Source organism: Halopseudomonas sp. (assembly GCF_036961105.1).
Lineage (GTDB): Bacteria > Pseudomonadota > Gammaproteobacteria > Pseudomonadales > Pseudomonadaceae > Halopseudomonas.
The window spans coordinates 1-683 of the sequence record NZ_JBALWW010000056.1 but is presented as its reverse complement, the minus strand read 5'-3'; the positions used below and the strand labels follow the sequence as shown (position 1 = coordinate 683).

Below are 683 nucleotides of genomic sequence, written 5' to 3'. Positions count from 1 at the left end.
TGAAGCGTGGCATGCAACACTCCTTGTTGGTCTGCCCAAATCCTAGCAAATATGGAGTTTTTCTACAGCCTCAACGCTTTGCTCAGCGGCATGCGCGCTGGAGCGGGTTTTACGCGACAATCGCGCGAAGCGCAAAATCCGTGGAAGCGCGTATGTCGGTTGCAGCAACTTGTTATGTTTCAAGTTGCTTGAAATACCAAGCGGCTTGGTCCCACTCCGTGTCCTGCTCCATATGCCAATCAAAGGGTCGCGGGTGGCGGTGATGATCTACGATGTGCTGCAGATGTTGGTGGGCGATCTCTGGATCGTAAACTCTCCAGACCAATCGCCGTGTTTTGTTCCATGTTTCTCTGACCAGGAAGAGAGCGTTTCCACCCGCCTTAATTTCTTCGTCTAACTGGTCGCAAAATGGATCGACAATTTCTCGCTCATCTTCTGAGGGCATTCCTTTTTCGATCAGCTCATCGAAGTCAATGATTACCGAAAGATGCCAGCCAAAAATATTCTTGTGCTGAAAGTCCTTGAGTGCAGAATTGAGCATGCCAATGCAAGGTAAGCCCTCCTCTTTCCATTCCAACAGGGTGTACGACTCCTCAGGGAGGACTATGAATCACACCGGGTTTTATGGAGGCCATTTCGTTTAAGTCAGGCCGCCATGGCCTGACCGGATTGTTGCTGGTAGA

General features: G+C 50.2%; 1 protein-coding gene. It reads right to left on the bottom strand.

Annotated elements, in window-relative coordinates:
* Positions 1 to 172: 172 nt before the first annotated feature.
* Positions 173 to 577, bottom strand: coding sequence for a DUF695 domain-containing protein (locus tag V7756_RS18955; RefSeq protein ID WP_335611756.1), 405 nt, complete (start codon positions 575 to 577; stop codon positions 173 to 175).
* Between the last annotated feature and the right edge of the window lie 106 nt (positions 578 to 683).